At 70.0% G+C, this 25,019-nt stretch carries 19 protein-coding genes; 4 read left to right on the top strand and 15 right to left on the bottom strand.

The window, feature by feature from the left end; genetic code table 11:
• Window positions 1-14 precede the first annotated feature (14 nt).
• The 4 genes from AB3M34_RS18970 (at window position 15) to rarD (ending at window position 5,700) form a co-directional block, all read left to right on the top strand.
• Window positions 15-1,598, top strand: a complete 1,584-nt coding sequence (locus tag AB3M34_RS18970; RefSeq protein ID WP_370616301.1) for a M28 family peptidase — start codon at window positions 15-17, stop codon at window positions 1,596-1,598.
• A gap of 143 nt (window positions 1,599-1,741) precedes the next feature.
• Window positions 1,742-3,667, top strand: a complete 1,926-nt coding sequence (locus AB3M34_RS18975; protein WP_370620057.1) for a 2-oxoacid:acceptor oxidoreductase subunit alpha — start codon at window positions 1,742-1,744, stop codon at window positions 3,665-3,667.
• Complete coding sequence (locus AB3M34_RS18980) at window positions 3,664-4,758, top strand: 2-oxoacid:ferredoxin oxidoreductase subunit beta (protein WP_370616303.1); 1,095 nt, start codon at window positions 3,664-3,666, stop codon at window positions 4,756-4,758. The genes AB3M34_RS18975 and AB3M34_RS18980 overlap by 4 nt, the downstream gene beginning before the upstream one ends.
• A 9-nt stretch (window positions 4,759-4,767) precedes the next feature.
• Window positions 4,768-5,700 (top strand): EamA family transporter RarD, encoded by a 933-nt coding sequence (rarD, locus tag AB3M34_RS18985; RefSeq protein ID WP_370616305.1) that lies wholly within the window; start codon window positions 4,768-4,770, stop codon window positions 5,698-5,700.
• A gap of 18 nt (window positions 5,701-5,718) precedes the next feature.
• On the opposite strand, the gene AB3M34_RS18990 is transcribed toward rarD, so the two are convergent.
• The 15 genes from AB3M34_RS18990 to AB3M34_RS19060 form a co-directional block, all read right to left on the bottom strand.
• Complete coding sequence (locus tag AB3M34_RS18990; RefSeq protein ID WP_370616306.1) at window positions 5,719-8,442, bottom strand: SpoIIE family protein phosphatase; 2,724 nt, start codon at window positions 8,440-8,442, stop codon at window positions 5,719-5,721.
• Window positions 8,443-8,530: 88 nt separating this feature from the next.
• The gene (locus AB3M34_RS18995; protein ID WP_370620059.1) at window positions 8,531-9,463 is read right to left on the bottom strand and encodes a polyprenyl synthetase family protein; all 933 of its coding nucleotides are present in this window, start codon (window positions 9,461-9,463) and stop codon (window positions 8,531-8,533) included.
• A gap of 95 nt (window positions 9,464-9,558) precedes the next feature.
• Window positions 9,559-11,178 carry an NADH-quinone oxidoreductase subunit NuoN gene (gene nuoN / locus AB3M34_RS19000; protein WP_370616307.1) on the bottom strand — a complete coding sequence of 540 codons (1,620 nt, stop codon included), beginning with the start codon at window positions 11,176-11,178 and terminating at the stop codon, window positions 9,559-9,561.
• Complete coding sequence (locus AB3M34_RS19005; RefSeq protein ID WP_370620061.1) at window positions 11,175-12,713, bottom strand: NADH-quinone oxidoreductase subunit M; 1,539 nt, start codon at window positions 12,711-12,713, stop codon at window positions 11,175-11,177. The genes nuoN and AB3M34_RS19005 overlap by 4 nt, the downstream gene beginning before the upstream one ends.
• Window positions 12,714-12,718: 5 nt before the next feature.
• On the bottom strand, window positions 12,719-14,674 hold the full coding sequence (nuoL, locus tag AB3M34_RS19010) for an NADH-quinone oxidoreductase subunit L (RefSeq protein WP_370616308.1): 1,956 nt from the start codon (window positions 14,672-14,674) through the stop codon (window positions 12,719-12,721).
• 10 nt (window positions 14,675-14,684) lie between these two features.
• Complete coding sequence (nuoK, locus tag AB3M34_RS19015) at window positions 14,685-14,984, bottom strand: NADH-quinone oxidoreductase subunit NuoK (RefSeq protein ID WP_370616310.1); 300 nt, start codon at window positions 14,982-14,984, stop codon at window positions 14,685-14,687.
• On the bottom strand, window positions 14,981-15,883 hold the full coding sequence (locus AB3M34_RS19020; RefSeq protein WP_370616311.1) for an NADH-quinone oxidoreductase subunit J: 903 nt from the start codon (window positions 15,881-15,883) through the stop codon (window positions 14,981-14,983). The genes nuoK and AB3M34_RS19020 overlap by 4 nt, the downstream gene beginning before the upstream one ends.
• Window positions 15,880-16,449, bottom strand: a complete 570-nt coding sequence (nuoI, locus tag AB3M34_RS19025; protein WP_370616312.1) for an NADH-quinone oxidoreductase subunit NuoI — start codon at window positions 16,447-16,449, stop codon at window positions 15,880-15,882. Before nuoI ends, AB3M34_RS19020 begins: the two co-directional genes overlap by 4 nt.
• A 7-nt stretch (window positions 16,450-16,456) precedes the next feature.
• Window positions 16,457-17,713: an NADH-quinone oxidoreductase subunit NuoH gene (nuoH, locus tag AB3M34_RS19030; RefSeq protein WP_370616313.1), complete on the bottom strand. Its 1,257-nt coding sequence runs from the start codon at window positions 17,711-17,713 to the stop codon at window positions 16,457-16,459.
• The gene (locus tag AB3M34_RS19035; protein ID WP_370616314.1) at window positions 17,710-20,292 is read right to left on the bottom strand and encodes an NADH-quinone oxidoreductase subunit G; all 2,583 of its coding nucleotides are present in this window, start codon (window positions 20,290-20,292) and stop codon (window positions 17,710-17,712) included. Before AB3M34_RS19035 ends, nuoH begins: the two co-directional genes overlap by 4 nt.
• Window positions 20,289-21,605: an NADH-quinone oxidoreductase subunit NuoF gene (gene nuoF, locus AB3M34_RS19040; protein ID WP_370616315.1), complete on the bottom strand. Its 1,317-nt coding sequence runs from the start codon at window positions 21,603-21,605 to the stop codon at window positions 20,289-20,291. The genes AB3M34_RS19035 and nuoF overlap by 4 nt, the downstream gene beginning before the upstream one ends.
• On the bottom strand, window positions 21,602-22,402 hold the full coding sequence (gene nuoE / locus AB3M34_RS19045) for an NADH-quinone oxidoreductase subunit NuoE (RefSeq protein WP_370616316.1): 801 nt from the start codon (window positions 22,400-22,402) through the stop codon (window positions 21,602-21,604). The genes nuoF and nuoE overlap by 4 nt, the downstream gene beginning before the upstream one ends.
• Window positions 22,399-23,751 (bottom strand): NADH-quinone oxidoreductase subunit D, encoded by a 1,353-nt coding sequence (locus tag AB3M34_RS19050; RefSeq protein ID WP_370616317.1) that lies wholly within the window; start codon window positions 23,749-23,751, stop codon window positions 22,399-22,401. Before AB3M34_RS19050 ends, nuoE begins: the two co-directional genes overlap by 4 nt.
• On the bottom strand, window positions 23,748-24,467 hold the full coding sequence (locus tag AB3M34_RS19055; protein ID WP_370616318.1) for an NADH-quinone oxidoreductase subunit C: 720 nt from the start codon (window positions 24,465-24,467) through the stop codon (window positions 23,748-23,750). Before AB3M34_RS19055 ends, AB3M34_RS19050 begins: the two co-directional genes overlap by 4 nt.
• Entirely contained in the window at window positions 24,464-25,018 is a 555-nt protein-coding gene (locus AB3M34_RS19060; protein ID WP_370616319.1) for a NuoB/complex I 20 kDa subunit family protein, read from the bottom strand. Before AB3M34_RS19060 ends, AB3M34_RS19055 begins: the two co-directional genes overlap by 4 nt.
• Window position 25,019: the final 1 nt, after the last annotated feature.

Consider the following 25,019-nt stretch of genomic DNA (forward strand, 5'->3'; position numbering starts at 1 on the left):
TGTTACGAAACGCAATGAGGACCGTCTACGCCGGGGTCGCGATCGCGGCCCTGGTCGTCGCCGGCGCCGCACCGTCGGCCGGCGTCCCCAACAACAACTCCGTCAAGAAGCTCACCAAGGCCGTCACGGTCGAGGGTGTCCTCGACCACCTCGAGGCACTCCAGGAGATCGCCGACGAGCACGGCGACCGTGCCGCCGGCAGGGAGGGCTACGACGCCTCGGTCGACTACGTCGTCGAGCAGCTCGAGGGTGCCGGCTACGACCCCGTCGTCCAGCCGTTCGCGTTCGACTACTTCGAGGAGAACTCGGAGCTGATCCGGGTGAGCCCGAATCCCCGGACGTTCGTGAACGAGACCGACTTCCTCCGCAACACCTTCGACTCCGGCAGCCCGGAGGGCACCGCGACCGGACCGCTGGTTCCCGTCGGGGTCGTCGTCCCCGCTGCGGCGCTGCCGCCGAACAGCAACACGAGCGGCTGCGAGGCCAGCGACTTCGCCGGCTTCCCGATCGGTGGCATCGCGCTCGTCCAACGCGGCACGTGCGGCTTCAACGTGAAGGTTCTCAACGCCCAGACCGCCGGCGCGGCAGGCGTGGTCGTGATGAACGAGGGTCAGCCCGGCCGTACCGGGCTCATCAACATGATCGGTGACGCCACCGGCCTCGAGATCCCCGCGGTGTTCGTGACGTCCGCGGCCGGCGAGGACCTCGCAGCGACACCCGGCGCCACCGTCACCGTCACCGTGGACTACGTGGCCGAGGAGCGGACGGCGTACAACGTGTTCGCCGAGACCGAGAAGGGCGACGACAACAACACGGTCATGGTCGGGGCCCACCTCGACAGCGTCCAGGGCGGCGCCGGCATCAACGACAACGGGACCGGCAGCGCGGCCCTGCTGGAGACCGCGATCCAGATGCAGAAGGTCAAGCCCAACAACACGGTGCGCTTCGCGTGGTGGGGCGCGGAGGAGTCCGGCCTGCTCGGGTCCGAGCACTACGTCGCGAACCTGTCCCCGGCCGAGGCGGACGACATCGCGCTGTACCTGAACTTCGACATGATCGGGTCCCCGAACTACATGTTCGGCGTGTACGACGGAGACAACTCCGGCGGCACCGCGGCCCCCGGCTTCATCCCGGAGGGCTCGGCGCAGATCGAGGACGTGTTCGAGAAGTTCTACGCCGACCGCGGGATCCCGTTCCAGGACACGGAGTTCTCCGGAAGGTCCGACTACGGCCCGTTCATCGCGATCGAGATCCCGGCGGGCGGCCTGTTCACCGGCGCCGAGGGCGTGAAGACCGAGGCCGAGGAGGACCTGTACGGCGGTGTCGCCGGCGCGGCGTACGACCCGTGCTACCACGCGTTCTGCGACAACCTCACCGGTGACGGCCAGAACGAGGCGCTGTACGACCAGCTCGAGGAGGACTACACGCTGGTCGGCAACGTCAACGAGTACGCGCTCGACGTCAACTCCGACGCGGTCGCCGCGGCGACGATCACGTTCGCGTTCGACACGTCGACCGTCAACGGTGTCCGCAAGCCGGGCAAGTCGCACGGTGCGGGCAAGAGCATCGACGCCCTGCAGGACCGTTTCCTGCAGTAGCCACCCGACGCGGCCCGGGATCCTGGATCCCGGGCCGCGTTCTGACGCACACCGTCGGAGCCCCGCGCGACATGCCCGTGATCTGATATGGAACAGTGTTCCAAATTCACTCCCCTTACTCTGAAGGTGTGGCTAACCTGCTCATGGGGCACCACTTCAGAGACGACGCACAGAAGGGCCGGGCCTTGGCGAGCGAGAGCAAGCAGGTCGAAAAGCTGGACCGGGTGGTCATCCGGTTCGCAGGAGACTCCGGCGACGGGATGCAGCTGACAGGCGACCGTTTCACACAAGAGACGGCGGCCTTCGGCAACGACCTCTCCACACTGCCGAACTTCCCGGCGGAGATCCGCGCACCTCAGGGCACGCTCCCGGGCGTCAGCTCCTTCCAGGTCCACTTCGCCGACCACGACATCCTCACGCCGGGCGACCGCCCCGACGTGCTGGTCGCCATGAACCCGGCCGCCCTCGCGGCCAACATCTCGGACCTGCGGCCCGGCGGCATCGTGATCGTCGACAGCCACGACTTCACCAAGCGCAACCTGGCCAAGGCCGGCTACGACGTGTCGCCGCTGGACGACGACTCGCTCGCCGACTACCAGGTGCACCCGCTGGACCTGACCGGGATGACCGTCGACGCCGTCGCCGACTTCGGGCTCGGGCGCAAGGACGCCGCCCGCTCCAAGAACATGTTCGCGCTGGGACTGCTGTCGTGGATGTACGGCCGCCCGACCGACGCGACGCTCGCCTACCTCCAGACCAAGTTCGCGAAGAAGCCTGCGATCCGCGACGCCAACGTCGCGGCCTTCAAGGCCGGTTGGTACTTCGGTGAGACGACCGAGGCCTTCGCCGTCTCGTACGAGATCGCCCCCGCGCCGATGGCGAGCGGCCGCTACCGCAACATCACCGGCAACACGGCGCTCGCGTACGGGATCGTCGCCTCGGGCCGGCAGTCGGGACTCCCCGTCTTCCTGGGCGCGTACCCGATCACGCCGGCCTCGGACATCCTCCACGAGCTGTCCAAGCACAAGCACTTCGGCGTCACGACGTTCCAGGCCGAGGACGAGATCGCCGGCATCGGCGCGGCCCTCGGTGCCTCGTTCGGCGGCGCGCTCGGTGTCACCACGACCTCGGGCCCCGGCATCTCGCTCAAGTCGGAGACGATCGGTCTGGCGGTCATGCTGGAGCTGCCGCTCGTCATCGTCGACGTCCAGCGCGGCGGCCCGTCGACCGGGCTCCCGACGAAGACCGAGCAGTCCGACCTCCTCCAGGCGATGTTCGGCCGCAACGGCGAGGCGCCGCTGCCCGTGATCGCCCCCCAGTCGCCGGCCGACTGCTTCGACGCGGCCGTCGAGGCCGCTCGGATCGCCGTCACGTACCGCACCCCGGTCATGCTGCTGTCCGACGGCTACCTCGCCAACGGGTCCGAGCCCTGGAGCATCCCCGACGTCGCGTCTCTCCCCCGCATCGAGCCGGCGTTCGCCTCACCCCCCGGCGACGGCGAGGAGTTCCTCCCGTACGCCCGCGATCCCGAGACGCACGCCCCCGCGTGGGCGCCGCCCGGCGTCGCCGGCCTCGAGCACCGTGTCGGTGGCATCGAGAAGGCCGACGGCACCGGCAACATCTCGTACGACCCGGCCAACCACGACCGGATGGTCCGCAACCGTGCGGCGAAGGTCGCCCGGGTGGCCGACACGATCCCCGACCTCGTCGTCGACGACCCGTCGGGCAAGGCACAGGTCCTCGTTCTCGGCTGGGGCTCGACGTACGGCCCGATCGGTGCCGGCGTCCGCGCTGCGCGTGCCCAGGGCATCGACGTCGCGCACACCCACCTGCGCCACATCAACCCCTTCCCGCGCAACCTCGGCAAGGTCCTCCGGTCGTACGACCACGTGATCGTGCCCGAGATGAACCTCGGTCAGCTCGCGCTGCTGCTGCGTGCGGAGTTCCTCGTCGACGTCAAGGGCTACGACAAGGTGACCGGCATGCCGTTCGGCTCCGAGGAGCTGGCCGAGGTCATCGCGCAGGCCGTCAAGAGCATCGACACCCACAGCCTGGAGAACGACCGATGAGTATCGACCTCCCCTCCCCCTCCCTCATCCAGGACGGTCTCGCCCGCGACGGTCTCGCCGGGATGCCCGCGGCCGACGCGAAGCAGACCGGCAAGGAGTTCACCTCCGACCAGGAGGTGCGCTGGTGCCCCGGCTGCGGCGACTACGCCGTCCTCAAGGCCGTCCAGGGATTCCTGCCGGATCTCGGACTGAAGCGCGAGAACATCGTCTTCGTCTCCGGCATCGGCTGCTCGTCTCGCTTCCCGTACTACCTCGACACGTACGGCATGCACTCGATCCACGGCCGTGCGCCCGCGATCGCGACGGGCCTCGCGACGAGCCGCGCCGACCTCTCGGTGTGGGTCGTGACCGGTGACGGCGATGCGCTCTCGATCGGCGGCAACCACCTGATCCACGCGCTGCGCCGCAACGTCAACATGACGATCCTGCTCTTCAACAACAGGATCTACGGCCTCACCAAGGGTCAGTACTCCCCCACGTCGGAGATCGGCAAGGTCACCAAGTCCACGCCGATGGGCTCGCTCGACAACCCGTTCAACCCGATCTCGCTGGCTCTGGGCGCCGAGGCCAGCTTCGTCGCCCGCACCATCGACACCGACCGCAACCACCTCACCGGGGTGCTGCGCGAGGCCGCCGCGCACCGCGGTACGTCGCTGGTCGAGATCTACCAGAACTGCCCGATCTTCAACGACGGCGCCTTCGACACGATCAAGGACCCCGCGACGCGCGACCACGCGGTCATCCCCCTCGTGCACGGCCAGCCGATCACGTACGGCCCGGACGGCGAGCACGGGCTCGTCCGCAACCCTGCCACCGGGACGATCGAGGCCGTCGAGGTCACCGACGCCAACCGCGACCAGATCCTCGTCCACGACGCCCATGCCGAGGACCCGACTCTCGCGTTCGCGATCAGCCGGCTCACCGACGCCGGTCACCTCGATCGGGCACCGATCGGCATCTTCCGCCAGGTCGAGCGACCGGCGTACGACGACCTCGCGCGCCAGCAGCTGGACACGGCTGTCGGCACGATGGGCGAGGGCGACCTCCAGCAGCTGCTGACCGGCAACGACACCTGGACCATCGACGCGTAGCCTCACCTGGTGACACGAGCCGGACTGGGGCGAGGCGCCTCCGACACCGCCGAAGGGCTCGCCCTCGGGGTGGGCGCCTACCTCATCTGGGGCGTCGTCCCGCTCTTCTGGCCGCTGCTCGAGCCCGCTTCCGCTCTCGAGGTGCTCGCGCACCGCGTGGTCTGGTCGCTGGTCGTCGTCGCTCTGCTGCTGCTGGCGGCACGCCGGTGGAGCCACGCCCTCGCGGTCCTCCGCGACCGGCGACGGATGGCGTACGTGGTCGCCGGCGCCGTCGCGGTGTCCGTCAACTGGGGGACGTTCATCTACGCCGTCAACAGCGACCGGGTCGTGGAGGCGTCGCTCGGCTACTTCATCAACCCGCTGATCACGATCGCGTTCGGAGTCGTGTTCCTGCGCGAGCGGCTCCGCCCGCTGCAGTGGTGCGCGCTCGGGCTCGCGCTGCTGGCCGTCGTGGAGCTGACGTGGGACTACGGGCACGTCCCCGTGATCGCTCTGACGCTCGCGGTCTCGTTCGGCGTCTACGGCCTGCTGAAGAAGCAGGCCGGCATCGGGTCGATCGAGGGGTTGGCGGTCGAGACGCTCGTGCTCGCACCGGTCGCGCTCGCCTACCTCGGCTTCCTCGCCGTGACCGGCGCGCTCAGCTTCGGCGCCCACGGCGCCGGTCACTCGCTCCTGCTCGTCGCGACCGGGGTCGTCACCGCGGCCCCGCTGCTGCTGTTCGCCGGCGCCGCGACGCGCCTCAGCCTGACCACGCTCGGGATGCTCCAGTACATCGCCCCGATCCTCCAGTTCGCGATCGGCGTCCTCGTCATGCACGAGCACATGACCACCGGTCGCTGGGTGGGCTTCGTCCTCGTGTGGGCGGCGCTCGTCCTCATCACGGTCGAGGCGACCGGACACCACCGGCGTACGCTCCGCCGCGCCGCCGACAACATCGTGTGACCGTCCGCGTCGGTCCGTTCAGGACACGACGCTGCCGGTCACCGGTGTCCGCGGCGCCGTGGCGACGCGTGCGCGCACGGTCGAGCCCTCGCCGGTGCTGCGTGTCTGCACGTCGCTGCTGAGGTGACGCACGATGAAGAGTCCTCGACCGCCCTCCGTCCCCGTGGGAGGCGGCGTCAGGCCCTGCTGCGCGAGGTCGGGATCCCCGCGCCCGTCGTCGCTGACCACGATCACGAGCGCGCCGTCGTCGACCTCGACCGACAGGACGGCCCGGGTACGCGCCACCGCGATGGCGTTCGACATCAGCTCGGCGGCGACGAGAAGCGCGTCCTCGCTCGCGATCTCGTGCTCGTCCATCCACTGGCCGAGCTCACGGCGTACCCGGCTGATCATCGAGGTCGCCTGCGGGCCGAGCTCCCAGCGGACGACAGGCGCGACCGCGGGCCTGGGGGCGCGGCGTACGACGAGGGCGAGCGCGTCGTCGTGGCGCTCGGCGCCCTCCAGGGACCGGACGACCAACGCGTCGGACAGCTTCTGCGCCGGCAGGTCGGCGGACTCGGAGGCGATCCGCTCGAGCTGCTCCATCCCGGCGATGATGTCGCGCCGCGCCTCGACGAGGCCGTCGGTGTAGAGGATCAGAGAGTCGCCCGCCCCGAGCCGCGTCGACGCGACCGAGCTGCTGCCGACGCCGGGCCACCCGATGGCGCCGCCGCTGCTCGCGACCTCACGGACCGCACCGCCCGGGGAGACGACCAGCGCCGGCGGGTGCCCGCCGGAGGCGACGCGGAGGTCACCGGTCACCGGGTTGAAGCGCGCCACCACGACGGTGGCGACCAGGTCGCTGTCCTGGGCTCCGAGGAGCTCGTCCGCGCGGAGGACCAGACGCTCGAGCGGCGTCCCCTCCACGGCCACGTAGCGGAGGGTGTGGATCACGGTGAGCGCGTCCCGGGTGGCGGTCACGCCGTGGCCGAGCACGTCGACGACCGCGACGTGCAGCTCGCCGGTCGGGAGGAGGCGCCAGTCGAACAGGTCTCCGCCGGTCGGTGCCGTCGGATCGGAGGCCACGTACGAGACCGCGATGTCCACGCCCTCGATGCCGGGGGGCTCGGGTGCGACGGCCTGCTGGAGGTGGTCGACCACGAGCCGCTGGGCCGCCTGCATCTCGACGAGCCGCTTGAACTGCTCGCTCAGCTCGTGGAACTCCGTCGCCGGTGTGATGTCGCGGGCGACGACGACGAGGAGCGGTGACCCGTCGCTGCCCTCGGCCTCTGCGAAGGAGCACGCCAGCTGCCGCGAACGCCCGTCGACCGCCGTGATCACCATCTCGCGCGGGAACTCGTCGATCGTCGGCCACTCGGTGAGGTCGACGGTACGGCGGGCGGCCGTCCGCGCCTGGACCCGCAGCAGCGCGTCACGCCGCCCGATGACCTCTGCGGCCGGGAGCCCGGTGATGTGCTCGCACGCCGGGTTCCACGTCGAGATCCTGCCGGTCGCGTCGACGGTGAAGATGCCGTCCGACGTGCTCTGGAGGATCTCGGCGAGCGACCGCTCGTTCTGGACCACCTTCGCGATCGCCCAACCGCGGGTGAGCGTGTGCGCCGTCTGGCGTGCCAGCGTCTGCATCACGGCCATCTGGTCGCGCGCGATCGCCGGTGGAGCGTCCTGGAGGTCCAGCAGCACGATCACCCCGACGTCCCTTGGGCCGATCTGCATCGGTGCCGAGAGGCAGGACCCCACTCCTGCCTCGCGCAGCAGCCGGGCGATCGCCGTGTTGTCGTCGGCGGAGGCCCGCGTGGACTTGCCCGTGCGGGCGAGCCGTCGCTCGAGCGGGCCGACGGGGACGTCCTCCTCGTACTCGCCGTCCGCAGACAGCCGGTACGCACTGGCCCGTGCGTCCTCCCGGAGCACCACCAGCGACACCGCGCGCGCGTCGAACCGCTCGCGGATCTCCTTGAGGAACGGGCGCACCGCGGTCATCGGGTCGACCGGCTCGGACAGCACGCGGACCGTCTCGCTCAGCGTCTCGACGCGGGCCCGGTCGGCGAACGCCCCTTCGTACAGCCGAGCGGCCATGAAGGTCAGCAGCAGCGGGACAGGGACGAGGAGCACGCCGAACGGGCTGCCGGCGAGCGCGAAGACGAACAGCAGGCCGAACAGCGTGTTGACGACGAGGTGCGTGGTGGCGGCGACGAGCAGGTAGCCGAGAGAGCGGATCGGGTACGGCCAGGCGACCGGGTCGGTGACGGCACCCTCGACCAGGACTCCCAGGGTGTTGACGACGACGATCACGGCGAGAGCCGCCAGCAGCGCGATGATCGCGGTGTCCGTGAGCACCGGCTGGATGCCGAGCAGGTCCGCGACGGCCGAGCCGACTGCTGCTGCGAGGGTCCAGCGCGCCATCCGCGTCAGCGTCCGCATGCGCGGCGTGCGGCGGGAGAGCAGACCCGGAAGGTGGGCGGCCGCGACGGTCGCCGTGACGACGGCGACGCCGTAGCCGTAGACGAGCGGCGCGATCGCCGACGCCATCAGGGTGAACCGGACCGGGTCGGCCGGACCGCGGACCTCCACCGTGAAGTAGCTGGCCGCGGCGACCGTGACCAGCAGGACCGGCAGGCACGCCCACGGCAGCGTCGCCTCGGGTCCGAGATCGTTCACGCGCCACATCACCGCGATGACGGTCGCGAGGGACAGCGAGAGCACCACGAACACCGTCAGGTGGACGTACGACCTGTGCTTGCTCACCTCGGACCTCCGCGACAGCGTGCTGCCAGTATCCTCTGTCAGCGGCGTGGAGGTCACCACATGCCGCGACGCGCGGCGGCGTGCGCCGTCAGCCGAGCCGTGTGACGACGCGGTCGCACACCCCGAGCAGCGCCGTGCGTGCGGGGCCGGCAGCAAGCTGGTCGAGCAGCGAGCGAGCGATGTCGGCCTCGCGGCGTACGAGCACGCGGGCCTCCTCGAGCGCGGGGTTCGTGCGGAGCAGGGCGAGCGCCTCGTCCACCTCGGCGTCGTCGGTCAAGGGACGGCTGAGCAGGTCGAGGAGCCGTGCGTCCTCGGGGCGGGCCGCCTGCCGGACCAGCAGTGTCGGGAGGGTCGGGACGCCCTCGCGGAGGTCCGTGCCCGGCGTCTTGCCGGAGTCGTGCGACTCGCTCGCGATGTCGATGACGTCGTCGGCCAGCTGGAACGCGGCGCCGATGCGCTCACCGAACTCGGTGAGCGTCGACACGACGCCCGGGTCGGCACCGCTCATCATCGCGCCGAAGCGTGCCGCGGTCGCCACCAGCGAACCCGTCTTGTCGGCCACCACACCCAGGTAGTGCTGGAGCGGGTCGTCGTCGGTCCGTGGACCGACGGTCTCGTGGATCTGGCCGTGGACCAGGCGCTGGAAGGTCTCCGCCTGGATCCGGACGGCGTCCGTCCCGAGACCCGCGACGACGCGCGACGCGACCGCGAACAGGTAGTCGCCGGTCAGGATCGCGATGGAGTTGTCCCAGCGCGCGTTGGCCGACGCGGCACCGCGCCGCAGCGCCGCCTCGTCCATCACGTCGTCGTGGTAGAGCGTGGCGAGGTGCGTCAGCTCGATCACCACGGCTGACGGGACCACGTCGTCGGCGCCCGGATCGTCGCCGAACTCGGCGGCGAGCAGCACCACCAAGGGTCGGAACCGCTTGCCGCCGGCCGCCAGCAGGTGGCTGGCTGTCTCGTCGACGAATCCGTCCTCGTCATGGACCGCAGCGCTGAGCTGCTTCTCGATCTCGTCCATGCGAGCGCGGATGCGGGCATCGAGCTCGGTGTCGGACTCGGCGATGCCCCAGGCGTGTGACGCCACGGCTGCTGCTCCCTCGGTCGCGCGATTGGTCAACGGACGAACGACCCGGCCTGCTGCACGACCTCGAGCAGCGGACCAGGAAGAACTCCCAGCACGATTGTGACAGCCACGGTCACGGCGACGACCGACCAGGTCAGGGGGCTGGGCACGACGACCGTCGGACCATCACCTTGCGGAGGAGCGAAGAACAGCAGCACGACGACCCGGACGTAGAAGAAGAGCGCGAGCGCGGAGGCGACCACGCCGACCACGACGAGCGGCCACGCGCCGCCCTCCCAGGCCGCCGCGAACACCGACCACTTGCTGATGAAGCCGCCTGTCAGCGGGATCCCCGCGAACGAGAGCAGGAACACCGTGAACGCGAGAGCGAGCACCGGCGACTCCTTGCCGAGCCCGGCCCACCGGCTCAGGTGGGTCGTCTCGCCGCCGGCGTCGCGGACCAGGGTGACCACGGCGAACGCGCCGATCACGGCCGCGCCGTACGCCACGAGGTAGAACAGCACCGCCGACACGCTCGTGACGCCGTCGCCGCTGGTCAGACCGGCCATGCCGACCAGAAGGAAGCCCGCGTGCGCGATCGACGAGTACGCGAGCATCCGCTTGACGTCGGTCTGCGCGATCGAGGCGATCGCACCGAACAGCATGGTGATGATCGCGATCGCCCACACGGCGGGAACCCAGTCCCAGCGGGCGCCCCCGAAGGCGACGAAGAAGATGCGCAGCATCGCGACGAACGCCGCCGCCTTCGTGCCGGCGGCCATGAACGCCGTCACCGGCGTGGGAGCACCCTGGTAGACGTCGGGGGTCCACGCGTGGAACGGGACCGCGGCCACCTTGAAAAGCAGGCCGACCAGGATCAGCGCCATGCCGGCGAGGAGGAGGTTCTGGCCGCCGATCTGGCTGCTCACGGCGGTGGAGATCTCGCCGAGGTCGAACGAGCCGGCGTAGCCGTAGATCATCGCGACGCCGTACAGGAAGAACGCGCTGGAGAACGCGCCCAGGAGGAAGTACTTCATCGCCGCCTCCTGGCTGAGCAGCCGGCGACGTCGCGCCAGACCGCACATCAGGTACAGCGGCAGGCTCAGGACCTCGAGCGCCACGAACATGCCGAGCAGGTCGTTGGCCGAGGCGAAGAACATCATGCCGCCGAGGGCGAACAACGCGAGCGGGAACACCTCGCTGTGCTCGATCCGCATGCGGGTCGCGCGCCGCTCGTCAGCGCTGCCCGGAGGAGTCGACGCCTGGCTCGTGAAGGCGCTCAGGCCGCCGTCGAGCCGACGCTCGGCGAACAGCAGCACGCCCAGGAGACCGAAGAACAGGAGCATCGCCCAGGTCACGACCGCAGGGCCGTCGACGCTCAGGGCGCCCATCGCGGTCGGACCGCCACGGCCTGTCACGTCCCCGTCGACCGTGTCGAGTCCGGCGCCCACGAGGACCGTCGCCACGAACGCGGCGACCACACCGACGACCGCGACCGCGACCTGGACGACGAACCGGTACGCGCGGGGGACGAACGCCTCGACCAGCACGCCGAGGACCGCGGCTCCGAGGATGATGAGCAGCGGCGAGATCGTCGCGTAGTCGACGTCGGGCGCATCGATCGGCGACGGCGCCGCGACGACGATGGCTTGCACGCTCACGGCACTCACTTGGAGCTCCCCTCAGCGATCGGGAAGGACGGGGTCTTCGGCTCCGGGTCGCCGACCTGGACGTGGTCGAGCGTCTCCGACACGGCCGGGTTGACGACGTCGAGGATCGGCTGCGGGAACAGCCCGAACCCGATGAGCAGGACGACGACGGGCGCGATCGCGACGATCTCGCGCGGCACCATGTCGGTGATGCCCCGGTTGTCCTCGCGCAGCGGACCGGTCATGGTGCGCTGGTACATCAGCAGGATGTAGAGCGCTGCGAGCACGATGCCGAGCGTGGCGAACACCGCGGCGGTCGTCGACCGGGTGAACGTGCCTGCCAGCACCAGGAACTCGCCGACGAACGTCGACAGTCCCGGCAGGGAGAGCGAGGCGAGTCCCGCGATCAGGAACAGGCCGGCCGTGATCGGCGCGATCTTCTGGACGCCGCCGAAGTCGGAGATCCGCGCCGACCCGCGCCGCTGGATCAGGAACCCGGCGATGAGGAAGAGCGCCGCCGTCGACAGGCCGTGGTTGAACATGTAGAACGTCGATCCCGACGCCGACTGCGACGTCAGGGCGAAGATGCCCAGCACGATGAAGCCGAAGTGCGAGACGGACGTGAACGCGATCAGCCGCATCATGTGGTCCTGACCGATCGCCAGCAGGGCTCCGTACAGGATGCTGATGACGGCCAGCGTGATGACGACCGGGCTCGCCCACTCCGAGGCCTCCGGGAACAGGCCCAGGCAGAAGCGGATCATGCCGAACGTGCCGAGCTTGTCCAGCACGCTCACCAGCAGCACCGACGTGCCCGGTGTCGCCGCAGACGCCGCGTCGGGGAGCCACGTGTGCAGCGGCACCATCGGCGCCTTCACCGCGAACGCGATGAAGAAGCCCAGGAACAGCCAGCGGCCCTCCACCGTGCCGATCGACAGGTCCTTCATGTCCGCCAGCAGGAACGACGGGTCGCCCTGGCTGCTGGAGATCACCCACATGCCGATCACCGAGGCGAGCATGAGGAGTCCGCCGGCGAGGGAGAACATCAGGAACTTCAGGGCGGCGTACGACCGGCGTGCACCGCCGTAGCCTCCGATGAGGAAGTACGCCGGGACCAGCGCGGCCTCGAACAGCACGTAGAACAAGAAGACGTCGGTCGCGGCGAACACGCCGATGACGAGGCCCTCGAGCGCCAGCATGAGTGCGAAGAACGTGCCGACGCTCCAGCGCGCGTCGTCGGCGTCGTTCCAGCCGGCGACGATGACGATCGGCACCAGGATCGTCGTCATCAGGATCAGGGTGAGCCCGATGCCGTCGACACCCAGCGCGTAGTGGACTCCGAGCTGCTCGATCCACTCGTGCTGCTCGGTGAGCTGGAAGCTGCCGGAGTCGAGGTCGAACTGCGACAGCACGCCCAGCGAGATGCCGAGCGACACGAGCGAGACACCGAGCGCCGTCCACTTCGCGAGCGCCGGTCGGCTGCGCGGCAGCGCGGCGACGAGCACCGCACCGACCAGCGGGACGACCATCAGCACGGTCAGCCAGGGGAAGGACATGTCACTCACGCGAGGTTCACCGCCAGGAGGGCCAGGACGAGGACGAGGGCGCCACCGAAGATCTCGGCGGCGTAGGTCCGGACGAATCCGGTCTGGAGCCGCCGCAGGCCGCGCGCTCCGTCACCGACGAGCTCCGCGGTGCCCGTGACCGCGCCGTCGATGCCGCTCCCGTCGACGTAGACGAGCGAGCGCGTGAGGTACTGGCCGGGCCGCATGAACACCGCCTCGTTGACGGCGTCGCCGTACAGGTCGGCGCGGCCCGCCCGGGTGAAGACCGAGACCTGCTGCGGTGCGGTGTCCGGGATGTCGCGGCGGGCGAACAGCACGTAGGCCAGGGAGGCGCCGACAGCCACGACGGCCACGATGATCAGCGTGATCACCCACGCCGGCACGCCCAGCTCGTGGTGCTCCGACCCCGTCACCGGAGTCAGCCAGTCCTCGATCCAGTCGGAGAACGTCAGCGCGCCACCGACGACGGAGAGCGCCGCCAGGACGATGAGCGGCACCGTCATGATCTTCGGCGACTCGTGGGGGTGCACGTCCTCCCGCCAACGCTTCTCACCGAAGAAGGTCATGATCATCACGCGCGTCATGTAGAACGCGGTCACGCCGGCGCCGAGCAGCGCCGCGAGGCCAGCCCAGAAGTTGGTCGCGAACGCCGTCTCGATGATGCGGTCCTTGGAGAAGAAGCCGGAGAAGCCCGGGAAGCCGATGATCGCCAGGTAGCCCATCGCGAACGTGATGAACGTCAGCGGCATGAGCTTGCGCAGCGCTCCGTAGTGGCGCATGTCGACGTCGTCGTTCATGCCGTGCATCACGGAGCCGGCACCGAGGAACATGTTGGCCTTGAAGAAGCCGTGCGTGATCAGGTGGAAGATCGCGAACGCGTAGCCGGCCGGGCCGAGCCCCGCCGCCAGCATCATGTAGCCGATCTGGCTCATCGTGGAGCCGGCCAGTGCCTTCTTGATGTCGTCCTTCGCGCAGCCGATCCAGGCACCGAACAGCAGCGTGACGCAGCCGACGATCACGACCGCCGTACGTGCGACCTCCGAGAGGTCGTAGATCGCGGCCGACCGGACCACCAGGTAGACACCGGCGGTGACCATCGTCGCGGCGTGGATGAGGGCCGAGACCGGGGTCGGACCCTCCATCGCGTCGAGGAGCCAGCTCTGCAGCGGGACCTGCGCGGACTTGCCGCACGCGCCGAGCAGGAGCAGCAGCCCGAGCGCAGTGGCGACCGACTGGGACGCGTTGCTGACGTTGAGGCCGACCTCGTGGATGTTGGTCGTACCGAACTGCGCGAACATCAGCATGATGCCGAGCGCGAGGCCGAGGTCGCCGACGCGGTTGACGATGAACGCCTTCTTGGCGGCGACGGCGGCGGAGCGCTTCTCCTGCCAGAACCCGATCAAGAGGTACGAGGCGAGACCCACGCCCTCCCAGCCGAGGAACAGCACGAGGTAGTCGCCGGCGAGGACGAGCACGAGCATCGCCGCGATGAACAGGTTGAGGAAGCCGAAGAACCGTCGCTTGCGAGGGTCGTGGGCCATGTAGCCGATCGAGTAGATGTGGATCAACGACCCGACACCGGTGATCAGCAGCACGAACAGGGACGCGAGCTGGTCGTAGTAGACGCTCATCGTGACGTCGAACCCGCCGACCTGCATCCAGGTCCAGAGGTCCTGCGTCACGGCACGGTCGGCGACGTCCTGACCGAGCAGCGCGACGAAGCCGACCACGCCCACGACGAACGACGCGAGAGCGGCCGCCGTGCCGAGGAGGTGGCCGAAGCGGTCGAGCGGACCGTGGTCGCCCGCACCGTCTCCGATCAGGAGGATCGCAGCGCTGACGGCAGGGATCGCCACCAGGAGCCACAACCAGGAGAAAACACCGTCGGCGGCGACCGGCACGACGTCGCCGTGCTCGCTCGCAGCCAGCACGATGGAGGACATACTCGTCATTCCCGCCACCTCAGAGCTTCAGCAGACTGGCGTCGTCGACCGAGGCCGAGCGACGGGTACGGAAGATCGACACGATGATCGCGAGCCCGACGACGACCTCGGCCGCGGCGACCACCATCACGAAGAACGCGGCCACCTGGCCGTCGAGGTTGCCGTGGGCGCGGGCGAACGTGACGAACGACAGGTTGCAGGCGTTGAGCATCAGCTCCACGCACATGAACACGACGATCGCGTTGCGGCGTACGAGCACGCCGACCGCTCCGATGGCGAACAGCAGGGCCGACAGTCCGATGTAGGGATCGATGGTCACTGGTCGGCCTCCTCGTCCTGGTGAGTGTCGGCGGTCGCTCCGGCGTCGCTCGCGGGTCGGACGGGATGCGCAGGGCGCGCGCGCTCGGACTCCGGCGACAGCGGCCCTGCGATCGAGATCGGCGCCGACTCGATGACACCGCGCTCGGGTCCGTCCGCCTCGAGCCGCCGCATCGTGAGCGCGACGTCGCCGTCGAACGCGCCGTCGCGCACGACGCCGCGGTCGCGGAGCGTCTTGGACGTCGAGATCTCCGAGGCGGTGCCGTCGGGCAGCAGGGCAGGGACGTCGACCGCGTTGTGCCGGGCGAAGACACCCGGCGTGGGCAGGTTGCCCGGGTGCTCGCCGCGCTCCGCGTAGCGCTGCATGCGCTCGAGAGCGAGGTCGCGCTGCGACGGGCGCGGCTCGAGCCGCTCGCGGTGCGCGAGCACCATCGCGCCGAGCACCGCCGTGATCAGCAGGGCGCTGGTCGCCTCGAACGCGAAGACGTAGCGGTTGAAGAGCAGCTTCGCGAGACCGTGCACGTTGCCGTCCGCGTTGGCCTCGGCGAGCCCGACCGTGGGTCCGACGAACGCCTGCGCGACGGCCGTGACGAGGACGCCGCCGAAGAGCAGTCCGACGACGATGGCCACCAGGCGCTGACCCTTGATCGTCTCCACCAGCGAGTCGGTCTTGTCGACGCCCACCAGCATCAGGACGAAGAGGAACAGCATCATGATCGCGCCGGTGTAGACGATGATCTGCACCGCGAACAGGAACGGAGCGTCCTGCATCGCGTACATCATCGCGAGCGAGATCATCACCACGGCGAGGCAGAGCGCCGAGTGCACCGCCTTGCGCGACAGGACGACGCCGAGCGCGGCGACGATCATGATCGGCGCCAGCAGGAAGAACCCGGTCACTTCTCGCCTCCCGCCGGCCCGGCCGCGATCGACCCCTCGGCCACTGCTCGGGCGGCCGCGTCGCCGCGGTAGTAGTCACGCTCGGAGTCGCCGAGACGCAGCGGGTGCGGCGGCTGCTCCATGCCGGGCAGCAGCGGCGCCAGGAGGTCGGACTTCTCGAAGATCAACGACTCGCGGCTCGTGTCGGCCAGCTCGTACTCGTTGGTCATCGTGAGCGCTCGCGTCGGGCACGCCTCGATGCACAACCCGCAGAGGATGCAGCGCAGGTAGTTGATCTGGTAGACGCGGCCGTACCGCTCGCCCGGCGAGAAGCGCTCGTCCTCGGTGTTGGACTCGCCCTCGACCAGGATCGCGTCCGCGGGGCACGCCCACGCGCACAGCTCGCAGCCGATGCACTTCTCGAGCCCGTCCGGCCAACGGTTGAGCTGGTGCCGGCCGTGGAACCGCGGCGCGGTCGGCCGCTTCTCGAACGGGTACTGCACCGTCACGGGCTTCTTGAACATCGTCCGGAACGTCACGCCGAAGCCGGCGATCGGGTCCCAGAGCTGTTCCTTCAAGGTAGCCATCGCGGAGTCAGGCCTCCTTCTCGCCGGAGGATGCGACCGGTGCCCCGCTGGGGGCGACCGGCTGCTGCCCGGGCATCGGGGGTACGGGGTAGCCGCCGGCGAACGCGTCGGGCTCGGGAGCCTCGACGGTCGGTGTCCGCCGCTCGGGGATGAACTGGACGACGAGCAGGGCGGCCACGAGGACGCCGGCGACGATCAGGATCTTGGTCGGGTCGAGGTCGCCGTCGACGATGAGCCGCCGCATCACGCAGACCACGACGATCCACGCCAGCGAGACGGGGATGAGGACCTTCCAGCCGAACTTCATGAACTGGTCGTAGCGCAGCCGCGGGAGCGAACCGCGCAGCCAGATGAAGAGGAAGACGAACAGCAGGGTCTTGCCGAGGAACCACAGCACCGGCCAGTAGCCCTCGTTGGCCCCGTCGATCATCGAGATGCCCCACGGTGCACGCCAGCCGCCGAGGAACATCGTCGTCGCCAGCGCCGAGACGGTCACCATGTTGATGTACTCGGCGAGGAAGAACAGCGCGAACTTCAGCGAGGAGTACTCGGTGTGGAAGCCGCCGACCAGCTCGCCCTCGGCCTCCGGCAGGTCGAACGGGGCGCGGTTGGTCTCGCCGACCATCGCGATCATGTAGATGATGAACGACGGCAGCAGCGGGAGCGCGAACCACGTGTCCTCGGCCTGCGCCGCCACGATCTCCGAGGTCGACATCGAGCCGGCGTAGATGAAGACCGCGACCAGCGAGAGGCCCATCGCGACCTCGTACGAGATCATCTGCGCCGAGGAGCGGACTCCGCCGAGGAGAGAGTAGGTGGAGCCGGAGGCCCAGCCGCCGAGCACGATGCCGTACACGCCGATCGAGGTGACGGCGAGGATGTAGAGCACCGCGACCGGCATGTCCGTCAGCTGCAGCGGCGTCACCGTGTCGGTGAACGGGATCGTGACCTCGGGACCGAACGGGATCACCGCCCAGGCGAGGAACGCCGGGATCGTGGCGATCACCGGGGCGATGAAGTAGACGACCTTGTGCGCGTGCTTGGGGAAGATCTCTTCCTTCAGCGCCAGCTTGACGCCGTCGGCAAGGCTCTGGAGGAGGCCGAACGGGCCCCACACGTTGGGTCCGACGCGGTGCTGCATGCGCGCCACGACCCGGCGCTCGAACCAGATGTTGAAGAGGGTGAAGACCACCAGGACGACGAACACCAGGAGCGCCTTGAGGATGACCACCCACCAGGCCTCGTTGCCGAACAGCTCGCTCACTGGTCGTCCTCCTGAGTAGAGCGGGCCGGCGAGCTCGACCCGTCGGGCTCGTACGGCGCGGTGGCGTCCTCACCCGGTGCCGTTGTCTCGTCCCGCTGCACCTGGTCGATCGGCGCCTCGTGCCGGTGCGGGTGCGGTGGCCCGGAGAGGGCGTTCGCCTCGTCACCCGGGGTCGCGCGCTCGACGGTGACGACGTCTCCGTACGCCGCGCCCAGGATGCCGAGGAGCGACAGCCCGTTGGAGTTCGCGGGAGTCCAGACCACTCCGTCGGCGATGTCGGTGATGCCCACGGGAACGGCCACGGCACCGCGCTCGGTGCGGAGGACGATCTCGTCGCCGTCACGGACACCGGCCGCCCGCGCGGTCGCCGGGGAGAGCAGCGCCACCGACGGTCGCGCCGTCGCCTGGTAGTGCGGGTCGCCGTCCTGGCCGCGTCCGTCGTCGATCAGCCGGCGCCACGTGTCGAGGACGAGCTCGCTGGGGTCTGTCCGCGGCGCACGGCCTGGGACGACCTCGGGCTTCGGCGCGCGCGCACCGTCCCAGGCACCGAGCTCGGCCAGCTCCGCGGCGGCCGCGTCGGGCGTACGGAACCCGAGGTCGCGCCCAGCGGCCTCGGCGATGCCGGCGAGGACGCGGGTGTCGGGAAGCGCGTGCGGCACGGTGAGCACCGCGCCGAACGGGCGGCGGCGGCCCTCCCAGCTGTGGAAGGAGCCCGACTTCTCCACGGTGGCAGCGACGGGGAGGACCACGTCGGCCCGCTCGGTGACCGCGCTGGCGCGGACCTCGAGGCTCACCACGAAGCCGGCCGCGTCGATGGCGTCCAGCGCACCGCGCGGATCGGCGAGGTCGTCGACCTCGACGCCGGCGACCAGCAGACCGCCGATCTCACCTGTGAGGGCCGCGGCGAGGATCTCGTCGGTGCTGCGACCGACCTCGCCCGGAACGGAAGCAACACCCCAGGCCGCCGCAAGGTCTGCGCGCGCCTCTCCGTCCAGCACCGGGCGACCGCCCGGCAGCACGTTGGGGAGGCACCCGGCATCGACCGCGCCACGGTCGCCCGCACGCCGCGGGACCCAGGCCAGTCGTGCGCCGCTGCGCGTCGCCGCCGTCAGGGCCGTCGTGAAGGCGCCCTCGACGCGTGCCAGCCGTTCGCCGAGCAGCACGATCGTGCCCGGGGTCAGACCGGCCTCGCCCAGCGCCTTGGCCTCGTCGCCGGGGACGGTGCGGACCAGGCGTCCGCCGACCTTCTCCAGACCGCGGGTGGCGTGGCTCGCGAGGGCGACGACCTCGGTGCCGTTCTGGCGCCAGGCCTTGCGCAGCCGCAGGAAGATCGTGGCCGCCTCGTCCTCGGGCTCGAGGCCCACCAGGACGACCTTGCCGGCCGCCTCGAGGTCGGCGTACGTGACGCCGAGCCCGGTGCCTGCGACCGCGTGCGCGAGGAACTCGGCCTCCTCGTCGGAGTGCGGGCGGGCACGGAAGTCGATGTCGTTCGTGCCGAGGACGGTGCGCGCCAGCTTGGCGTACGCGTACGCGTCCTCGACCGTCAGCCGGCCGCCGGTCAGGACACCGACGCCGCCCGATCCGGCCGCCGCGGTGAGCCCACGGGCCGCGGCGAGGAACGCTGACGGCCACGACGCAGGCTCCAGCGCGCCGGTCTCGGGGTCACGAACCAGCGGACGCGTCAGGCGGTCGGCCTGGCGGTCGTAGGCGAACGCGAAGCGGTCCTTGTCGCTGATCCACTCCTCGTTGACCTCGGGATCGTCGCCGGCCAGGCGGCGCATCACCTTGCCGCGACGGTGGTCGACCCGGATCGCAGCACCGCAGGCGTCGTGCTCGGCGACCGACGGGGTCGACACCAGGTCGAACGGACGCGAGCGGAACCGGTACGCGGAGCTGGTGAGCGCGCCGACGGGACAGATCTGGATGGCGTTGCCGGAGAAGTACGACGAGTAGGGCTCGTTCTCGTAGATCGCGACCTGCTGGAGCGCGCCGCGCTCGGCCATCGCGATGAACGGGTCGCCCGCGATCTGCTCGGAGAAGCGGGTGCAGCGCGCGCACAGGATGCAGCGCTCACGGTCGAGCAGCACCTGCGGCGAGATCGCCAGCGGCTTGGGGTACGTCCGCTTCGTCTCCGCGAACCGCGACTCACCCTCGCCGTGGCTCATCGCCTGGTTCTGGAGGGGGCACTCGCCACCCTTGTCGCACATCGGGCAGTCGAGCGGGTGGTTGATCAGGAGGAACTCCATGATGCCGCTCTGCGCCTTGTCGGCGACCGGCGACGTGATCTGCGTCTTCACCACCATGCCGGGCGAGACCGGCAGCGTGCAGGACGCCTGCGGCTTGGGCATGCCACGGCCGTTGCCGGCGTCGGGGACCTCCACGAGGCACTGGCGGCACGCGCCGACCGGAGCGAGCAGCGGGTGGTCGCAGAAGCGCGGGATCTCGACACCGATCAGCTCCGCCGCGCGGATCACCAGCGTGCCCGCGGGCACGCTCACCTCGACGTCGTCGATGACCAGCGTGACGAGGTCCTGGTCGGCCAGCTCACCGCCGGTCTCCGTGCCCTTCGTGACCGTCATGCCGTGGCTCCCTTCCAGGCCGTGGACGCCTCGTACGGGAACAGGTCCCACGCGGGCGTGTGCATCCCTGCCTCGAACTCGTCGCGGAAGTGCTCGATCGCCGAGGTGATCGGGCTGGTCGCACCGTCGCCGAGCGCGCAGAACGCGCGCCCGAGGATGTTGTCGCACTGGTCGAGGAGGAGCTCGATGTCGCCCTCGGTGCCCTTGCCGGCCTCGAGCCGCTCGAGCGTCTGCACCAGCCACCACGTGCCCTCGCGGCACGGGGTGCACTTGCCGCAGGACTCGTGCTTGTAGAACTCCGTCCAGCGCAGCACGCAGCGTACGACCGAGGTCGTCTGGTCGAACAGCTGCAGCGCCTTCGTGCCGAGCATCGACCCCGCACCGGAGACGCCCTCGTAGTCGAGCGGCACGTCGAGGTGCTCGGCGGTGAGGATCGGGGTGGACGAGCCACCCGGGGTCCAGAACTTCAGCTCCGAGCCCTCGCGCATCCCGCCGGACAGGTCGAGCAGCTCGCGCAGCGTGATGCCGAGCGGGGCCTCGTACTGGCCTGGCCGCTTCACGTGGCCCGACAGCGAGTAGATCGTCATGCCCTTGGACTTCTCGGTGCCCATCGAGGCGAACCACTCCGCGCCGTTCTCCACGATGCAGGGCACCGAGGCGATCGACTCGACGTTGTTGATCACGGTCGGTGCGGCGTACAGGCCGGCGACGGCCGGGAACGGCGGACGCAGCCGCGGTTGGCCGCGGCGCCCCTCGAGCGAGTCGAGCAGCGCCGTCTCCTCGCCGCAGATGTAGGCGCCGGCACCGGCGTGGACCACCACGTCGACGTCGATGCCCGAGCCGAAGACGTCGGCGCCGAGGAACCCCGCTGCGTACGCCTCCTCGACCGCGGCCTGGAGCCTGCGGATGACGTGCAGGACCTCTCCGCGGACGTAGATGAACGCCTTCTTGGCGCGGATCGCGTGGCAGGTGATCGCGACGCCCTCGATGAGGACGTGCGGGCTCGCCATCATCAGCGGGATGTCCTTGCAGGTGCCCGGCTCGGACTCGTCGGCGTTGACCACGAGGTAGTGGGGCTTGTCACCGCCCGGCTGGCTCGGGTCCTGCGGGATGAAGCCCCACTTCATGCCGGTGGGGAAGCCCGCTCCGCCGCGTCCGCGCAGACCGGAGTCCTTGACGGTCGCGATGACGTCGTCGGGGGCCTGGCCCAGCGCCGAACGGAGGGCGGCGTACTCGCCGTAGGCGTCGAGCGTCCACGAGCGCTCGTGGTCCCACCCCTGGGTGAGGACCGGCGTGAGGGGTGCGACGCTCATTCGGCCTCCTCGGCTTCGTCGCGCTGCGCGGGCGGGGTGGTGCTGTCGTCGACCAACGCCTCCGACTCGGCGCGCTGCGTGTCGGCCTGCGCGACGGCGGCCTCCGGGGACTCGCCGGACGCCGAGCGAGCCTGCGAGTCGCGGCCGGCGGGCGACTCCGGCGCAGTCCACGCGTGCTCCTGCGCGAGCCGCAGTCCGGCCAGCGACGCCTCGCCGGCAGCGGGGCCTTCGTCGGCGCGTCCGTCGGGGAAGCCGGCGAGCACGCGCTCCGCCTCGCGCCACGTCACGATCTGTGCACCGCGGCTGGCGGTGCGCGGCGTGCCGGCACGCAGGTCGTCCACGAGCTCGACGGCGGAGTCGGGAGTCTGGTTGTCGAAGAACTCCCAGTTCACCGTCATCACCGGCGCGTAGTCGCAGGCTGCGTTGCACTCGATGTGCTCCAGCGTGACCTTGCCGTCGGCCGTGCGCTCGTCGTTGCCGACGCCGAGGTGCTCGCGCAGACGGGAGAAGATCGCGTCGCCGCCCATCACCGCGCACAGCGTGTTGGTGCAGACGCCGACGTGGTAGTCGCCGACCTCGCGCCGCTTGTACATCGTGTAGAAGGTCGCGACGCCGTTGACGTCGGCCGCCGAGATGTCGAGGAGCTCGGCGCACAGCTCGATCGCCTCGGACGTCACCCGGCCCTCGACGGACTGCACGAGGTGCAGCATCGGGAGCAGCGCCGACCGCTTCTGCGGGTAGCGGGCGATGATCGCCTGCAGGTCGTCGCGGACACGTGCGGAGTCCAGACCGCTCACCGGTCCACCCCTCCCATCACCGGGTCGATGCTGGCGATCGCGACGATGACGTCGGCGAGCATGCCGCCCTCCGACATCGCCGCGGTGGCCTGCAGGTTGCTGAAGGACGGGTCGCGGAAGTGCGCACGGTACGGGCGGGTGCCGCCGTCGGAGACCAGGTGGCACGAGAGCTCGCCGCGCGGCGACTCCACGCTGACGTAGGTCTGGCCGGCCGGGACGCGGAAGCCCTCCGTGACGAGCTTGAAGTGGTGGATCAGGGCTTCCATGGACTCGCCCATGATGTGGCGGATGTGCTCGAGCGAGTTGCCCTGGCCGTCGGGCCCGACCGCGAGCTGCGCGGGCCACGCGATCTTCTTGTCGGCCACCATCACCGGCGCGCCCTCGAGGCCGCGGAGCCGGGTGACGCACTGCTCGATGATGCGCAGCGACTGGTCCATCTCGTCGAGCCGGATGCGGAACCGGCCGTACGCGTCGGGCTCGTCGCGGGTGATGACGTCGAAGTCGTACGTGTCGTAGCCGCAGTAGGGCTGCTTCTTGCGCAGGTCCCAGTCGTAGCCGGTCGAGCGCAGCGCCGGCCCGGTGATGCCGAGCGCGAGGCACCCGGCGAGGTCGAGGAAGCCGACGTCCTGGAGGCGTCCCTTGAAGATCGGGTTCTGGTTGCACAGCGCCGCCAGCTCGGGGAGCCGCTTGCGCATCAGGGCGACGAACCGGTCGACCGCGTCGAGACCGCCGTCGGGGACGTCGGCCGAGACTCCGCCCGGCCGCAGGTAGGCGGAGTTCATGCGCAGGCCCGAGAACAGCTCGAAGATGTCGAGGCACAGCTCGCGCTCACGGAACCCGACGGTCATCACGGTCAGGGCGCCGATCTCCATGCCGCCGGTGGCGATCGCGACGAGGTGCGAGGAGATCCGGTTGACCTCCATCATCATCACGCGGAGGACGTCGGCCTTCTCGGGGACCTGGTCGGTGATGCCGAGCAGCTTCTCGATCGCGAGGACGTAGGCGGCCTCGTTGTACATCGGGGACAGGTAGTCCATCCGGGTGCAGAACGTGACGCCCTGGGTCCAGGTGCGGTACTCCATGTTCTTCTCGATGCCGGTGTGCAGGTAGCCGATGCCGCAGCGGGCCTCGGTCACCGTCTCGCCCTCGATCTCGAGGATCAGCCGGAGCACACCGTGCGTCGACGGGTGCTGGGGCCCCATGTTGACGACGATCCGCTCGGAGACGTCGGGATCGACGCCGGAGACCACGGTGTCCCAGTCCTGACCGGTGACGGTGTAGACGGGGCCGGAGGTCGTCTCCTGGGCCGGGGCGTACGGATCGGTCTGTGTCTGGTCGGTGGTGCTCACGAGTACGACCTCCGCTCGTCGGGCGGTGGGACGGTTGCGCCCTTGTACTCGACGGGGATTCCGCCGAGCGGGTAGTCCTTGCGCTGGGGGTGGCCGGGCCAGTCGTCCGGCATGAGGATGCGGGTGAGGGCCGGGTGGCCGTCGAACACGATCCCGAAGAAGTCGTACGTCTCGCGCTCGTGCCAGTCGGCGGTCGGGTAGACGGCGACGACCGACTCGATGTGCGGGTCGGACTCCGGGGCGGCGACCTCGAGCCGGATGCGCCGGTTGTGGGTCATCGACAGCAGGTGGTAGACCGCGTGCAGCTCGCGGCCCGTCTCGTGCGGGTAGTGGACGCCGGAGATGCCGCTGCAGAGCTCGAAGCGCAGCGCCGCGTCGTCGCGCAGGTGCTGGCAGACCTCGCGGATCCGCTCGCGCGACACGTGCAGCGTGAGCTCGTCACGGTCGACGACGGCCGACTCCACCGCACCGGCGCCGACGCTCTCGCCGAGGATCTGCTCGAGCCGGTCGGCGACGTCGTCGAACCAGCCGCCGTACGGACGGGCGGACGCCTCGGGCATCGCGACTGGCCGCTGGAGCCCGCCGTAACCCGAGGTGTCTCCGGAGCCGCGGATGCCGAACATGCCCTCGCGGACCTCGACGACCTCGAGGGTGCGTGCCGTGGAGGGGACGACGTCCTCGCCTCCGACCGACGTGCTGCTCGGGTCCTGAGTCATCGCAGCAGCCCCTTCATCGCCGTCGTCGGGACCGCCTCGAGGGCGATCTTCTCGTCGGCCGCGATCTCGGCGGTGCGGTGCGCGCCGAGCTTCGTGTCCTGGATCTTGGTGTGCAGCTTCATCACCGCGTCGATGAGCATCTCGGGCCGCGGAGGGCAGCCGGGAAGGTACATGTCGACCGGGACGATGTGGTCGACGCCCTGGACGATCGCGTAGTTGTTGAACATGCCGCCGGAGCTGGCGCACACGCCCATCGCGAGGACGTACTTGGGGTTGGCCATCTGGTCGTAGATCTGGCGCAGCACCGGCGCCATCTTCTGGCTGACGCGCCCGGCGACGATCATCAGGTCGGCCTGGCGCGGCGAGGCACGGAAGACCTCCATGCCGAAGCGCGACGAGTCGTACTTCGGGGCGCCGAACTCCATCATCTCGATCGCGCAGCAGGCCAGGCCGAAGGTGGCCGGCCAGAACGACGCCTTGCGGAAGTAGCCCGCGAGACCTTCGACGGTCGTCAGCAGGACCCCGCTGGGAAGCTTTTCCTCCAGGCCCATG

Source organism: Mumia sp. Pv4-285, from assembly GCF_041320275.1.
Classification (GTDB): Bacteria; Actinomycetota; Actinomycetes; order Propionibacteriales; family Nocardioidaceae; genus Mumia; species Mumia qirimensis.

Bases quoted from the DNA above. Each gene is read 5' to 3' on its own strand.
- AB3M34_RS18970 (WP_370616301.1), top strand. From the start codon at position 15: ATGAGGACCGTCTACGCCGGGGTCGCGATCGCGGCCCTGGTCGTCGCC.
- AB3M34_RS18975 (WP_370620057.1), top strand. From the start codon at position 1,742: ATGGGGCACCACTTCAGAGACGACGCACAGAAGGGCCGGGCCTTGGCG.
- AB3M34_RS18980 (WP_370616303.1), top strand. From the start codon at position 3,664: ATGAGTATCGACCTCCCCTCCCCCTCCCTCATCCAGGACGGTCTCGCC.
- AB3M34_RS18995 (WP_370620059.1), bottom strand. From the start codon at position 9,463: ATGGACGAGATCGAGAAGCAGCTCAGCGCTGCGGTCCATGACGAGGAC.
- AB3M34_RS19005 (WP_370620061.1), bottom strand. From the start codon at position 12,713: ATGTCCTTCCCCTGGCTGACCGTGCTGATGGTCGTCCCGCTGGTCGGT.
- nuoL (WP_370616308.1), bottom strand. From the start codon at position 14,674: ATGACGAGTATGTCCTCCATCGTGCTGGCTGCGAGCGAGCACGGCGAC.
- nuoI (WP_370616312.1), bottom strand. From the start codon at position 16,449: ATGGCTACCTTGAAGGAACAGCTCTGGGACCCGATCGCCGGCTTCGGC.
- AB3M34_RS19035 (WP_370616314.1), bottom strand. From the start codon at position 20,292: ATGACGGTCACGAAGGGCACGGAGACCGGCGGTGAGCTGGCCGACCAG.
- nuoF (WP_370616315.1), bottom strand. From the start codon at position 21,605: ATGAGCGTCGCACCCCTCACGCCGGTCCTCACCCAGGGGTGGGACCAC.
- AB3M34_RS19055 (WP_370616318.1), bottom strand. From the start codon at position 24,467: ATGACTCAGGACCCGAGCAGCACGTCGGTCGGAGGCGAGGACGTCGTC.
- AB3M34_RS19060 (WP_370616319.1), bottom strand. From the start codon at position 25,018: ATGGGCCTGGAGGAAAAGCTTCCCAGCGGGGTCCTGCTGACGACCGTC.